This is a genomic window from Streptomyces sp. DSM 118878, assembly GCF_052936595.1.
In genome coordinates this window covers 663608-677261 of sequence record NZ_CP193622.1, presented here as the reverse complement: position 1 = coordinate 677261, position 13654 = coordinate 663608, and the positions used below count along the sequence as shown (strand labels likewise).

At 69.9% G+C, this 13654-nt stretch carries 13 protein-coding genes; 8 read left to right on the top strand and 5 right to left on the bottom strand.

The window, feature by feature from the left end; translation table 11 throughout:
* Position 1 precedes the first annotated feature (1 nt).
* Both ACRAKF_RS02860 and malX read right to left on the bottom strand, forming a co-directional pair.
* Entirely contained in the window at positions 2-1207 is a 1206-nt protein-coding gene (locus ACRAKF_RS02860) for a MalY/PatB family protein (RefSeq protein WP_447035126.1), read from the bottom strand.
* A gap of 3 nt (positions 1208-1210) precedes the next feature.
* Positions 1211-2821 carry a maltose/glucose-specific PTS transporter subunit IIBC gene (gene malX / locus ACRAKF_RS02855; RefSeq protein ID WP_447035125.1) on the bottom strand — a complete coding sequence of 537 codons (1611 nt, stop codon included), beginning with the start codon at positions 2819-2821 and terminating at the stop codon, positions 1211-1213.
* A 224-nt stretch (positions 2822-3045) separates the two neighbouring features.
* Between malX and ACRAKF_RS02850 the strand changes: the two genes are divergently transcribed.
* Genes ACRAKF_RS02850 through ACRAKF_RS02840 form a run of 3 tightly spaced genes read left to right on the top strand, consistent with a single transcriptional unit; the run spans position 3046 to position 5536 of the window.
* Positions 3046-3732 carry an RNA polymerase sigma factor gene (locus tag ACRAKF_RS02850; RefSeq protein WP_447041774.1) on the top strand — a complete coding sequence of 229 codons (687 nt, stop codon included), beginning with the start codon at positions 3046-3048 and terminating at the stop codon, positions 3730-3732.
* Positions 3729-4931, top strand: coding sequence for a CU044_5270 family protein (locus tag ACRAKF_RS02845; protein WP_447035124.1), 1203 nt, complete (start codon positions 3729-3731; stop codon positions 4929-4931). Before ACRAKF_RS02850 ends, ACRAKF_RS02845 begins: the two co-directional genes overlap by 4 nt.
* Before the next feature lie 44 nt (positions 4932-4975).
* Positions 4976-5536 carry a YciI family protein gene (locus ACRAKF_RS02840; RefSeq protein WP_447041772.1) on the top strand — a complete coding sequence of 187 codons (561 nt, stop codon included), beginning with the start codon at positions 4976-4978 and terminating at the stop codon, positions 5534-5536.
* 10 nt (positions 5537-5546) lie between these two features.
* On the opposite strand, the gene ACRAKF_RS02835 is transcribed toward ACRAKF_RS02840, so the two are convergent.
* Positions 5547-5843 (bottom strand): helix-turn-helix domain-containing protein, encoded by a 297-nt coding sequence (locus ACRAKF_RS02835; RefSeq protein ID WP_447035123.1) that lies wholly within the window; start codon positions 5841-5843, stop codon positions 5547-5549.
* Between the two features lie 65 nt (positions 5844-5908).
* Between ACRAKF_RS02835 and map the strand changes: the two genes are divergently transcribed.
* The 5 genes from map to ACRAKF_RS02810 all read left to right on the top strand — a co-directional run bounded on the left by map (position 5909) and on the right by ACRAKF_RS02810 (position 12149).
* A complete protein-coding gene (map, locus tag ACRAKF_RS02830; RefSeq protein ID WP_447035122.1) occupies positions 5909-6679 on the top strand; it encodes a type I methionyl aminopeptidase in 771 nt (256 codons plus the stop codon).
* Between the two features lie 530 nt (positions 6680-7209).
* A complete protein-coding gene (locus tag ACRAKF_RS02825) occupies positions 7210-8493 on the top strand; it encodes a DUF6236 family protein (RefSeq protein WP_447035121.1) in 1284 nt (427 codons plus the stop codon).
* Between the two features lie 191 nt (positions 8494-8684).
* Positions 8685-9191, top strand: a complete 507-nt coding sequence (locus ACRAKF_RS02820; RefSeq protein ID WP_447035120.1) for a DinB family protein — start codon at positions 8685-8687, stop codon at positions 9189-9191.
* A 34-nt stretch (positions 9192-9225) separates the two neighbouring features.
* Positions 9226-10425 (top strand): AAA family ATPase, encoded by a 1200-nt coding sequence (locus tag ACRAKF_RS02815; RefSeq protein WP_447035119.1) that lies wholly within the window; start codon positions 9226-9228, stop codon positions 10423-10425.
* Between the two features lie 77 nt (positions 10426-10502).
* Entirely contained in the window at positions 10503-12149 is a 1647-nt protein-coding gene (locus ACRAKF_RS02810; protein ID WP_447041771.1) for a VWA domain-containing protein, read from the top strand.
* Positions 12150-12165: 16 nt separating this feature from the next.
* Here ACRAKF_RS02810 and ACRAKF_RS02805 read toward each other — a convergent pair whose 3' ends face one another.
* Together ACRAKF_RS02805 and ACRAKF_RS02800 are read right to left on the bottom strand one after the other, a co-directional pair.
* Positions 12166-12624, bottom strand: a complete 459-nt coding sequence (locus ACRAKF_RS02805) for an RrF2 family transcriptional regulator (RefSeq protein WP_447035118.1) — start codon at positions 12622-12624, stop codon at positions 12166-12168.
* Between the two features lie 95 nt (positions 12625-12719).
* Entirely contained in the window at positions 12720-13619 is a 900-nt protein-coding gene (locus ACRAKF_RS02800; protein WP_447035117.1) for a TauD/TfdA dioxygenase family protein, read from the bottom strand.
* Positions 13620-13654: the final 35 nt, after the last annotated feature.

Here is a 13654-nt window from a genome sequence, read left to right as displayed (position 1 = left end):
CTCATGACGTCAGCCGGCGCAGGGCGTTGACCAGGGCCCGGACACCCGCCTCCGCCTTCTCGCGCGGACAGCCGACGTTGAGCCGGATCATGCCGGGCGCGCCATAGGTGGCGCCCGGCATGATGGCGACCTTCTCGGCCTCGATGAGTTCTCTCTGGAGCACGTCGTCGTCCACGGCCAGCGGCCGCAGGTCGATCCAGGCCAGATAGCCCGCCTGCGGCGGCTGCCAGCCGAGCCCGGGGAACGCCCCGTTCAGGCGCTCGGCGACCATGGCGAGGTTGTCGGCCACGTAACCCCGCAGGGCGTCGAGCCAGGGCGCCCCCTGCCGGTAGGCGGCGATGTGCCCGACCAGGGAGAGCACGGCGGGGGACGAGAGACCGTCGGCTTCCTTGAGCTGCCGCAGGTAGGCGTCACGTGACGGCGCGTCGCCGATGATGCCGTAACTCCCGGTCAGCGCCGGGATGTTGAACGACTTCGACGCCGAGCTCAGCATCGCCCAGCGGCCCGGCCGCGCGTGCCGCGCCCAGGGACGGTGGACGTACGGCGGATGCGCCAGATCGGAGTGGATCTCGTCGCTGACGACGGCCACCCCGTGCCGGTCGCACAGCTCGGCGACGTGGTCCAGTTCGTCCGCCGTCCACACGTGACCGGTCGGGTTGTGCGGCGAGCAGAGCAGCAGGACGGACGTGTCCGGCAGGGCGAGCAGTTCCTCCAGGCCCGCCCAGTCGCCGAGCGGGCAGCCGCGCAGTTCGCGTCCGGCCGCCGCGACGGTCTTGGGGAACGCGTCGTAGGTCGGGGTGTGCGTCACCACCCCGTCACCCGGCCGCGACCACAGCCGCAGCAGCACCGAGAGCTGGTAGATGACGGACGGTCCGTAGACGATGGACGAGGTGTCCACGTCCGTGGCGTGCCGGGTCGCGTACCAGTGCGCGACCGCGGACAGGAAGTCCTCCTGCCGCCAGCGCGAGTAGCCGAGGACACCGTGGTCGAGGCGGGCGCGGAGCGCGGCGATCACCTCCGGCGCCGTCTCGAAGTCCATGTCGGAGATGGTGAAGGGCAGCAGATCCGGCACACCGAAGCGGTCCTCGACGTAGTCCCACTGCGTGCACCAGGTGCCGCGCCGGTCGACGGGGGTGTCGAAGTCGTACGGGTACGGGTACGGGGCCGGCCGGGCCGGGGGCGTCGCGTCGCGGGTCGGGGAAGTCATCGGTCAGCCCACCGGGAGCATCGTGGCGATCGCGTCCTTCACCGACTGCACCTGCGGGCCGATGATGACCTGGACACTGTGCGCGTCGAGCTTCATGACGCCGACGGCACCCAACTTCTTCAGCCGCGCCTCGTCGACCTGATCCGCGTCCTCCACGGTCATCCGCAGACGGGTGATGCAGTTGTCCAGCGTCCGTATGTTGTGGGCGCCGCCGATCGCGTCGAGCATCGCCGCGGCGTCGTACTTTCCGGCGACCAGTTCGCGCGGGGCGGTATCGGCCTTCGGGGCGTCCTTCGCGTCCTTCGCGCCATCGGCGTCCGGCGGCTCGGGGTCCTCGCGGCCCGGGGTCTTGAGGTCGAAGCGGGTGATCGCCCAGCGGAAGAGGAAGTAGTACCCCGCGAACCAGATCGCCGCGATCACCGGGACCAGGTACCACTTCGTGGTGGAGCCCTGGAGGACGCCGAAGACCAGCCAGTCGATGACGTTGCCGTCGGTGTTGCCGATGAAGACGCCGAGGACGGCGGCCGTCAGGAAGCCCAGGCCCACCAAGACGGCGTGGATGAGGTAGAGCCAGGGCGCGATGAACAGGAACAGGAACTCCAGCGGCTCGGTGATCCCGCCGACGACACAGGCCACGACGCCGGAGACGAGCAGCGCCTTGATCTCCGGGCGCATCTCCCGCCGCGCGCAGTGGTACATCGCGAGCGCGGCGCCGGGCAGTCCGCCGAGGTAGGCGGCCATCTTCCCCTGGGAGAGGAAGTGGGTGGCGTCCGTGACGGCCTGCGAGGGCGACCCCGAGCAGTCGAGGTGCGCGTAGAACATGCTGAGGGCGCCGGAAACGTTGTCACCGCACACGGCTCCCGAGCCGCCGACGTCCGTGAAGCGGAACATGGCGACGAGGATGTGGTGCAGCCCGATCGGTCGGAGCAGGACCTCGCCCATGCCGAAGAAGAACGGACCGAAGACGCCGGTGTGGCCGATGCCGCGGCCCACCGAGGTGATCCAGCCGTTGAACGTGGGCCACACCAGGGGGATGAGCAGCCCGAGCACGCTCAGGACGAGGGCGGAGATGATCGGGACGAAGCGCAGACCGCCGAAGAAGGCCAGCGCGTCGGGCATGCGCTGGGCACGAAAGCACTGGTGAAGGATGCTGACAACGATGCCAACGGCCACGGCTCCGAGCAGTCCCGTATCGATGGACTGCACGCCCAGGACATCGGCGATGCCGTAGTGGGCGACGGCCTTCTCGTCCTCGAAGTCGACGCCCTTGGCGGTGAGGTAGAAGTTCACCGCGAGGTTCATCGACGCGTACCCGACGAAACCGGAGAAGGCGGCCACGCCCTTGTCCTCGCGCGCGAGGCCCAGCGGGATGGCCATGGCGAAGAGGACGGGCAGGAAGTTGAAGGCGACCAGGCCGGTGCTGGCCATCCACGTGAAGACGAGGTGGAACACCTCGGCCCTGAGGAACGGCAGGTTGTCGGTCACCGCCTCGCTGGAGAGCGAGGAGCCGATGCCCAGCATGATGCCGCAGAAGGCGAGCAGCGCTACCGGGAGCATGAATGTCTTGCCGAGGCCCTGGAGGAACTCCCAGAGCGCGGCCTTGGTCTTCTGCATGTGCGGGGAACTTTTCTGCCGGGGAAGGACGGAGTCCCGCGCTCACCGGGGCGGTGCGGGAGCCGTGGCGATCAGATCACGCCAGGTCGGCGGCTGTCCATGGGCGTCAGGGTGCGCTCGGCGCCGGACTTCTGGGGACATCGGCGCCCCTTCAGTGACACAGGTCTCAGGAACCGTGCCGTGGTCGCGGAGAGGTATGGGACGTGAGGGATTCAGAGGACGACCTGCGATGGCGGGTACGGGCCGGTGAACGCGAGGCGTTCGCCGAGCTCTACGAGCAAGGCGCGCGCACGGTGTACAACCACGCCCTGCGGCTGACCGGCGACTGGTCGACGGCGGAGGAAGTGATGTCGGAGACGTTTCTGGCGGCCTGGCGGTCGAGGGAGAGGCTGGACACGACCGGGGGCTCGCTGACGCCGTGGCTCCTGGGCATCGCCACCCACAAGGCGGAGAACGCCCGGCGTGGACTGCGCAGACGGCGCGCCTTCCTGGCCCGGGACACGCAGCGGACGACGGTGGCGGACTTCGCCTCCGAGGTCGCCGGGCGGATCGACGACGCCCAGCGCCTGCGGGCGGTGCAGGTCGCCCTCGACCGGCTGGGGCGCAAGGAGCGGGAGGTGCTCGCGCTGTGCGTGTGGTCCGGCCTCGACTACCAGCAGGCCGCGGACGCCCTGGACATCCCGCTCGGCACGGTCCGTTCACGCCTGTCGAGGGCCCGGAAGAAGCTCACCAGGTTCACCGAAGAGGCATCAGAAGTACGAGGAACCCGAGAAATCACGAACTCCCGAGGAACCATGAGATCCCGAGGAATCATGAAATCCGGGGAAAAGACGGAACCCCGTACGGCTCGCGGAGAGATGAAGAGTGACGCCGCACTCGCGGCTCGGCCCGTGCGGGAGGGAACCGTATGAACCACGACGACACGTCCCGGTCCCGGGACCGGCAGCAGTCCGACGCGGAAGCGATCGCCGGACTGCTGCCGGTGCCCGCCGACTGGGATCTCCCGGACGAGCGGTACCTGCGCAACAAGGAACTGCTGATGCGTCACATCGACGAAGACAACGCCGCCGCCACGACCACCGGGGCCACCGAGCCCGCCGCGACCACCGGGGCCCCCGCGCCCGCCGCGACCCGCCCCCGCAGGCCGTTCCTGCGCCCCGCGCTGCTCGTGCCGGTGACGGCGCTCGCCGTGGCCGCCGCGGTCGTGGGCGGCGTGGCCGCCACCGGCGACGACGGGCGCGATCCCGCCGCGGCGCAGGGGCAGCGCGAGCCCGGCCAGGCGCGGCCCGCGGCCGTGCTGCTCGACCGGATCTCCACCGCCGCGAGCAAGGACGACCCGCTGAAGGTCGGGGACGACCAGTACCTGTACACCCGGTCCAAGATCCGCGAGGCCGACGTGACCAGCGGCAAGGCCGTCGTCAGCCCGCTCAAGGACCTGGAGGCGTGGTCGTCGCAGAAGCCGGGCCCGCAGAAGAAGCTCGGGGTGTCCAAGTCCGACGGCGAGACCCTGGACATCAACGCGCAGCTCGGCGACGACCACGGCACCGAGCCCGGGCTCGGCCGGCCCACCTACCGCTGGCTCGCCACCCTGCCGACCGACCCCGACGCCCTGCTGAAGTACCTGTACGCCAAGACGCCCAAGCACGCCGCGAGCGAGCGCGACCAGGCGGTGTTCGACGAGATCGGCTCCCTCCTCGGCGGGGTCATGCCGCCCGATACGGCCGGGGCCCTGTACCGTGCCGCGGCGCTGATCCCCGGCGTCGAGAAGACCGACAAGGCCAAGGACGCCGTCGGCCGCCACGGCCTCGGCATCAGGCGGGACGACGCCACCTTCGGCACGCGCACCGAGTGGGTCTTCGACCCCGACGGCCTGGCGTTCCTCGGCTCGCGCAGCTATCTGACCGAGGACGGCACCTACGGCAAGCGCGGAACCCTGCTGTCCAGCAGCGCGATCATGGCCCAGGCCGTGGTCGACGAGGCGGGCCAGCAGCCCAGCCCGCGCCACCGCGTCAAGCTGCGGGGTGCGGACACCGTTGCGAATACCGCCGCGGACACCGCCGCGGACACCGCCGCGGACAGCGTCGCGGACGACACCGTCCGGGCGAGCTGACGGACACAGCGGTATCGCGGCGGCCGGTGGTGAAGACTGAGGCGATGGAGTACTTCTGCTATCACCGTGACCGCCGCGACTCCCTGGCGCCGCGCATGCGCCTCCTGGAGGAGCACTGGTCCTACATGGACCGCTGGGCGAAGGAGATGATCGCCCGCGGCCCGACCCTCACCGACGACGGCGAGATACCCACCGGCAGCGTGCACATCCTGGACCTGCCGGACCCCGCCGCCGCCCGGGCCTTCGCCTTCGACGAACCCGGCTACCAGGCGGGCGTCTACCGCGATGTGCTGCTGCGCCGCTGGCGGAACACCTTGGGCCGCACGATGTGGGACTTCCCCGGCGGCCCGACCGAAGGCAACAGGTACGCGGTCCTCGGCCTGGGTGAGGCCAGGCCCACCCACCCCGGTGACCTCGTGCCACCGGCGGAGGGCAGCGATCAACTCATCGCGTTCGGACCGCTGTTGTCCGACGACGGCGCCACCTGGCTGGGCACGGCGGCGCTGCTCCGGGCGCCGGACGCGGCCACCGCACGCGCGGTCCTCACCTCGGAGGGGTATGCCGAAGTCGAGGTCCACAGGTGGCAGTTCGGCGGCCGCTCCTGACACCGATCCGCTAGGCGGTCAGCTGTCCACGTGCGCTGTGAGTCGCCGGTCCGACGCCGTAGTCGGGCCGGCTGATCTCTGCCCACACCGCGTCGAGGGAGAGGCCGAGGGTGTCGGCGATCGCCGCGATGGTCGGGAAGGCGGGCGTGGCCACGCGGCCCGACTCGATCTTCCTGAGTGTCTCGGGGGAGACGCGGGCGTCGAGCGCGATCTCCAGCATCGAACGGTCCCCTCGGGCCTGACGCAGCAGGGCGCCGAGACGCTGACCACGTGCGACTTCTGCGGGAGTGAGCGGCAATCTGACCATGACACCGATTCTAGACCGGTATAGTTTGACCGGGATAGTTATTGGCTGCATGGAAAGAGCGTCGCATGATCGAGATTCTGAACCCGACTCTGCTGGTCCGAGCGAAGGATTCGGGCCGCCTGGTCGCGGACATCCTGCACACGCTGAAGAGCCGCACCACGGTCGGCACGAACCTGCTCGACATCGACCGGTGGGCCGAGAAGATGATCGCCGCGGCAGGAGCCCAGTCCTGCTACGTCGACTACGCGCCCTCCTTCGGCCGCGGCCCCTTCGGGCATTACATCTGCACGGCCGTCAACGACGCGGTGCTCCACGGGCTGCCCCACGACTACACGCTCGCCGACGGAGACCTGCTGACACTCGACCTCGCCGTCTCCAAGGACGGCGTCGCCGCGGACGCCGCCATCAGCTTCATCGTCGGCGACACCAAGCCCGCGGAGAGCGTCGCGATGATCGAGGCGACCGAACGCGCGCTGGCCGCGGGGATCGCCGCCGCCGGGCCCGGGGCCCGCATCGGGGACCTCTCCCACGCCATCGGCACCGTCCTCAGCGAGGCGGGCTACTTGATCAACACGGAGTTCGGGGGTCACGGCATCGGGTCGACGATGCACCAGGACCCGCATGTCGCGAACACCGGACGGCCCGGACGTGGGTACAAACTGCGCCCCGGACTGCTGCTCGCCCTGGAGCCGTGGGTGATGGCGGACACCGCTCAACTCGTCACGGACGCCGACGGGTGGACGCTCCGCAGCGCGACGGGCTGCCGGACGGCACACAGTGAGCACACGATCGCGATCACCGAGTCCGGAGCCGAAGTCCTCACGTCACCCAACTGATCCTTCCCCATGAGCCTACTCATGGGGCCGTCCGCGGCACGTGGCAGGTGGTAGGTGGCAGTTGGCAGGGGGAAACTCCGGTGCCCGGATGCGAGGGCTCTGCCATCATCGCCGGATGCCACGCACCGATGTCGTGTGTCGGGTGACCCTGCATATGTCAGTCTGGCTCTGCATCCGAATCTGCATCGGTCAGTTCGACTTTGCATCGCGCTGCGGTCTCGTAGGTCGACAGACGGAACGGGCAGACACGCGGCGCGGGAGATGCAGGGTCGGCCTTCCCCTCCGTGGCCTCGGTCGTCCGACCCATTTCTTTACCTCGCCGGTCATGGCCGCCGAGCGGTGCAGTCTCCCGTGCGAACGGACAGCGCGCTGCCCTGCGACGGCTGACCTCGCATAGATCGGGTCTACCTTGCATCTCGGGTTGCACAGTTCAGCTGGATCTTGCAAAGGGTGTGCTTCTCCAGTCGGTAGGTGTCATGGAGTCTCATGGACTTCCTGCTTGCGCAGGCTCGTACGGCTAGCGTGAGGGGATGCAGCGCATCGGGCTCTACCATCCGTACTTCCACTTCCGGGACGAAGAGTGGATGAAGGCCGCCGCTCTGTATTGGCCGCGGATGGCCCGAGTCGTGCCAGCAGGGTTCACACCCGGTGATTCTGGCATTGCCCTCGCCCTCAAAGACGAGCTCGACTTCCTTGTCGATGTGGACCCGGCTGCAGCGGCCGGCGTCGTGTCTCCTGTCTTCCAACAGTTGCTTCGCGACCACAGTCGTCGTCTCGAGGACCTGTACGGAGGCCAACTCGCCAATCGTGGGGTGGTGCAACCCGGCAGCCTGCCCATGATGAGGGAAGACGCGTATGACCTCCTCCTCCATCCCTGTAGACGCATCAGCGGGTCCGACCCTGGGCCCGAGCTTGTCGCCCTGCACGAGAACGAAGTCACCTCCGACCTCATCCGCTCGCTCGTGGCTCTCGAACTCGGCGAGGTGGGGGTCACCAGCACACAGGCCAGCGCGAGCAGAGACACGGACAGGCGTCAGGGGGCAGCCGACCGATGGGTCTTGGTGGACCCCCGCATAGCCTGGTCCTACAAGTGTCTCCTCACCGATGAGCTGGCACGCCGGACAGGCTTTGTGCCGACCACGGACCAAGCTGCCGCGCATTCCGGCAGCGGTAGCTGGGACGCGGAACAGCTGGCGGCTGTTCTCCTGGGCGACACGCCTCCATCCGGCGGCAGCCAGTCATCTGCCACTCCCGACGGCCAGATGGTGAGCGCGGTTGGCCCCCTGGCTGTTAAGTGCGTACTTCCAGGAGGTCTCAGGAGTATCCCGATCGAAAAGATCATCCAACTGCGCACTCGGCATGCCGCAGAGTTCGACGCGTTCACGGACGCGGTCGCCGCGACAGCGTCCGAGCTGCGCGACACCCTCGCCTCCATCGAAGACCAGACCGCGCTTCAGGAGTACCTGCGCCTGGCGGCCCGCCAACGCTTCGAGACTCCACTGGCGGAGCTCCAAGGGGCCATGAAGGGACTCAAGATAGCCACGGGATACAGCGTCATCGGTTACAAAATCGAGTTGGGCACCGCGACCGCTGCTTCTCTCGGCGGCCTCGCTGTGGGATCCTCTCTCCTCACCGCTGGTGCGTTGGCTTTCGGTGTGGCTTCCGTCCGCCGTGCCAACGCGGAATCCCGCGACGCGCACCTGCGCAATTCCGGAGCCGCTTTCCTCCTGCGGCTTCACTATGGCTTGCCCCCGCGATCGCTCGTACGTCGCGCTCTGCGCGGTGCAGCCCGGGCCACAGGTACAGGGATCTGAGCAAAAACACATCCCATAACAGCACAGCTGATGCTCGCTGGCAGCCTGGGCGGAAGGCCAACGATGAGTGCGGTTGTTGGAGATGCAGAGTCAGCTTGGTCAACCATGGCGTCGATCGCGCAGACGGACCCTGCACTTCGCTGATGGCGGCCATGCAGGGGTGCAATCTCGGCCGGTGTCGGACAACCGACATGCCTCCCGCCTGGGACGAGCGCTCCATGCTGACCACCTTCCTCGACTACGCCCGGGCCTCAGCTGTCGCCAAGTGTGCCGACCTGGCATCGGAGGACGCCGCACAGGCGCCGCTGCCCGGTTCGCCGCTGATGACCCTGGGCGGTCTCATCAGCCACCTTCGGTGGGTCGAGTACCACTGGTTCCAGGTGATCTTCCTGGGGGAGGAGGACCAGGGCCCCTGGACCGACGAGGACCCCGACCGGGAGATGCGCATAGGCGCGCGGACACCCATGTCCGAACTCCTGGCGACGTATGAGGAACAGAGCGCCCGCTACCGCGAACTGGTGGCCGCCACAGATCTGGCGGCCACGGCGGAACGCCCGGTCAGGGACGGCGTCCACGTCACCCTCGGATGGATCCTCATGCATCTGATCGAGGAGACGTCCCGGCACAACGGACACCTGGACATCCTGCGCGAGATGGCCGACGGCACCACCGGCGCCCAGGCGCGGGCGGCTCTGTAACCTTCGTACGTGTGACGGGTGTGGGGAGTTGCTCATGAGCGCAGAAGACACGCAAGGCACGGCCGAGAGGCTGCGGGCCATCTGCGGTGAGCTGGCGGCGCGGTTCTACGAGCGGGACGACGTGGTGCGGACGCTGGTGGTGACCTTGCTGGCCGGGCAGCACTCGCTGGTGCTCGGACCGCCGGGGACGGCGAAGTCCGAGATGGCCAGGGAGCTCACGGGCAGGATCGACGGGGCGGCCTACTGGGAGATCCTGCTGTCCAAGTTCACCGCGCCCACCAGGATGTTCGGGCCCATCGACGTCGCCGCGCTGGCCCGCGGCGAGTACCGCCAGGTCTACGAGGGCCGCGCCACGACCGCGCACATCGCGTTCATCGACGAGATCTTCAAGTGCTCCACGGCCGCGCTGAACGAGACCCTCGGCTACCTCAACGAGCGCATCTATCACCCCGAGAACGGGGGCGCACCGATCAACTGCCCCCTGATCGGTGCCATCACGGCGAGCAACGAACTGCCCACCGGGTCCGATTCGGCCGCGATCTACGACCGGCTCCTCGTCCGCATCGAGGTCGGTTACCTGGCCGACCCCGCCAACTTCGCCGCCCTCGTCCGCTCCGCCGTCGGCCGCCCGGCGGCACCGGCACGCACCACCATCGACCTGGGCGCGCTGCGGCACGCGGTCACCGAAGCCGTGCCCGCCGTGGACGTTCCCGACCTGATCGTGGACGCGGTGTGCACGCTGCGGGCCGCCCTGCGCCGCAAGGAACTCGTCGCCTCCGACCGCCGCTGGCGGCAGGCGGTGCGCCTGCTCCAGGCGTCCGCGTACCTCGACGGCCGCCCGGCGGTCGCCGAGACCGACCTGTCGGTGCTGACGCACGTGCTGTGGGACTCGCCCGCCGAACGCCCGACCGTCGAGCGCGAGGTCCTGCAACTGGTCAACCCCGACGCCAAGGAGGCCCTCGACCTGGCCGACACCATCGAGGAGCTGGAGACGCAGCTCGACGCCATGGCCGGGCAGTCCCGCGAGGCCCTGAGCGACTGGGTCATCAAGAACGCCCACAACAAGCTGGCAAGGGCGGGGAACCGGCTGGAGAAACTGCGGGAGGAGGCGGTGGGCGCGGGCCGCTCCACCGCGGCCATCGACCGTGTCACAGGACGCCAGCGCGCCGTCCGGGCCCGCGTCCTCACCGAGGCTCTCGGCGTCGACGCGGACATGGTGCCGACGCGGATGTAGCGGAGGTAGGTGGGAGAGCCGGGGGAGAGGGGCATGGACGCATGGACGGTACGGGGCGCATGGACGGTAAGGGACCCATGGACGGTACGCCGAGCCGGCTGGCGGAGCTGACGAGCCTCGGCGGGACGTGGCTCGGCCTGTCCGACGCCGCCTTCGGACGGCACACCACGGCCGTGCTCGCGGACCCGTTCGACCGGATCGCATGGCGTGACGTCCACGCACGGTCGGCGGGACTGCGGGATCTGGACGCGGAGCTGGGCAGGGACCACGAGCACACCACCGACCTCCTGAACGATGTGTTCGTGGCGGCCTACCGAGTCACCCCGCGGCTGCGCGAGCCTGCCGAGATGGCCCCCTCGCGGCTGGTCAACCACCACATCGTCACCGCACTGACGGAGTCGGCGGACTTCGCCGAGCTGCACCGTGAGACGGTCGGCGACCCCTACGCCGCCGCCATGGCCGTCCTCGCCCAGGCCGGGGAGCTGCGCCGGATGCTGGAGCGCTGCCGGGAAGCCGGGGCGCGGGCCGAACGGGCGGGGGCGGCCCAGGAGGACGCCCACGGAGCGGCGACCGCCGTGGGCGAGGCGCTGGGGCAGGCCGCCGAAGCGGCCGACGACGACGGCATGGTCCCCGCGCGGGCCGCCGACGCCGTACAGCAGGCGGTCCTGGCCGCGGAGGCGGCGCGTGCCGCCGCGGGGCAGGCCGCTCAGGGCGCCGCCCAGACCCTCTCCGAGGCGGCACCCGCGCTGCGGGCCACCGCCCGGCAGGCCGTGGCGAAAGCCGCCGAGACCGTACGGGAAGAGGCCGCGCTCATGCGGGCGTGGGGCGTCGGCCCCGGCGAGCTCGAACGGCTGCCGTACGACGAGCGGGCCAGGCTCGCCGAGCGGCTGCGCACCAGCCGGCTCGCACAGTGGGCCGAGCTGATCGGACGCTTCCGCCGGATGGCCGACGGCGAACGCGCCCGCAAGGTGGAGAACACCGCGGGTGAACTCGTCGGCGTCACGGTCGGCGACGACCTCTCCCGCGTCATCCCCTCCGAGCTGGCCAACCTCGGCGTGCCCGAGCTGCGCGCGGTGTTCGCCGCGCGCTACGCCGCCGGAGAGCTGATGCTCTACGACAGCCAGGGCGAGCAGACCACCGGCCAGGGCGCCGTCATCGCCTGCGTGGACACCTCGCACTCCATGTACGAGGAGGGGCCCGGCGGAGTCACCAGGGAGGCGTGGGCCAAGGCGTGCGCGCTGGCACTCCTTGACCAGGCCCGGCACGCGGGGCGGGACTTCGTCGGCATCCTGTTCTCGGCCGCCGACAAGATCCAGGTCTTCCGCTTCCCCGCCGAGGGGTGGTCTTCCGGCGGCCCTGCCGAGGGGCCCTCCGGCATCACCCGTGTGCTCGACTTCGCGGAGACGTTCCTCGGCGGCGGCACCAGCTACCAGACACCCCTGACAGCGGCCAGGGAGCTCCTCGCCGAGGAGTACGACGACACCTCCCGCGCGCGGGGCGACATCGTCATGCTCACCGACGACGAGTGCGACGTGACCGAGGAGTGGATGCGGGGCTGGAACGACGCCAAGCACCTGCTGGGCTTCCGCGTCTTCGGCGTGGCCATCGGCGCGCCGCCCGCCGCCGAGGCGGGTTCGGTCCTGGACGCCCTCTGCGACAACCTCCGCTCCGTCGAGGACTTCACCGACGTCCACGCCGCCGCCGACCTCTTCCGCCTGATCTGACCTGGCGGGGCCGAGATCAGGGGTTCACCCAGGCGCTCGGAGCGTCGGTCAGCGCCGCGACGTCGGCCGGGAGTCGGGCGGTCGCGACATCGGCGAGCGACACTCCCTCAAGGATCTCGCGGACATTGGACCGCAGCGCGATCCACAGCGGGAGCAGGGACTCGGCGGGGCCGGTGTAGGACAGCTCGGGCGGCCGGACACCGCGCACCGAGACCAGCGGCCCGTCCACGGTGCGGATGACATCGGCGATGCTGATGTCCTGCGCGGGCCTGGCGAGCCGATAGCCGCCGTTGCCGCCGCGCTGGCTGAGCACGAGCCCGCCCCGGCGCATGTCGTTCAGGATGCCTTCGAGGAACTTGTGCGGGATGTCCTGGGCACCGGCGATGGCCTCGGCCTTGAGGGGCCCGTCGTCCGGGGCCGCGGCGAGCTGCAACGCGGCACGTACCGCGTAGTCCGCCCTGGCTGAGATCCGCATACGTGCATTATCCCGCACGACGTGGACCGGTGACCGCCGAGGGCGGGCCCCCGGTGGCCGCCGGGCGGATGCTCGTGCCCGGCGGCCACCGGGATTCAGGCCGCCGAAGGGGTGTAGTGGGCGGCGTCGTCACCCTCGACGACACGGCTGAGCGTGCCGTCGATGCCGGCGGGGGCGTCACCCGCGACGGTCACCCGGTGCAGCAGGCGCGGCAGGTCGCCGTAGTCGTCGGGGGCGTAGTGCTGGGTGATGCGGTTGTCGAACAGGACGAGGTCGCCCGGTGACCAAACCACCCGCACGATGTTCTCCGGACGGGTGACGTACGCCTGGAAGATGCGCAGCAGGTCGCGGGACTCGGAGGGGCTGAGCCCGATGATGCTCTGGGCGAAGCCGCCGATGAACAGACCGCGCTCCCCGGTCTCGGGGTGGACGCGGACGACCGGGTGCGCGGTGCGGTACTTGCGGGAGACGAACCGCCGGCGGTGTTCGGCGGCCTTCTCGCTCTTCGGGGCGGCGTAGTCGTAGTCGTTGGTGTGCACCGCCCACAGCTTGTCGGCGAGATCGCGGAGCGCGTCGGGCAGATCGCGGTACGCGGCGGCCGAGTTGGCGATGAGTGTGTTGCCGCCGTAGGGCGGGACCACGATGCTGCGCAGCGTGGAGGCCTTCGGTGGCGTACGGACGAAGGTCACGTCCGTGTGCCAGTGGTTGGCGCGGATGCCCTCGTCGCCGTCGACGGGCAGGATCTCGGGCTGCCCCTCGACCGAGGCCACCGTCGGGTGCGCGGCGGTGAGGTCGCCGAAGAGGGAGGCGAAGCGGAGCTGGCCCGCATCGTCGAGCTGCTGGTCCCGGAAGACGAGCGCCTTGTGTTCGAGGAGCGCGGAGTTGATCTCGGTGACGATGGCGGGGTCGAGGTCCGCGGAGAGGTCGACGCCGAGGATCTCGGCGCCGATGCGACCGCCGATCCTGCGGATGTCGAAGCCGGTGCTGGTGGTCATGTGCGGGTTTCCTTTCACGGGTTGAGTGATCACGA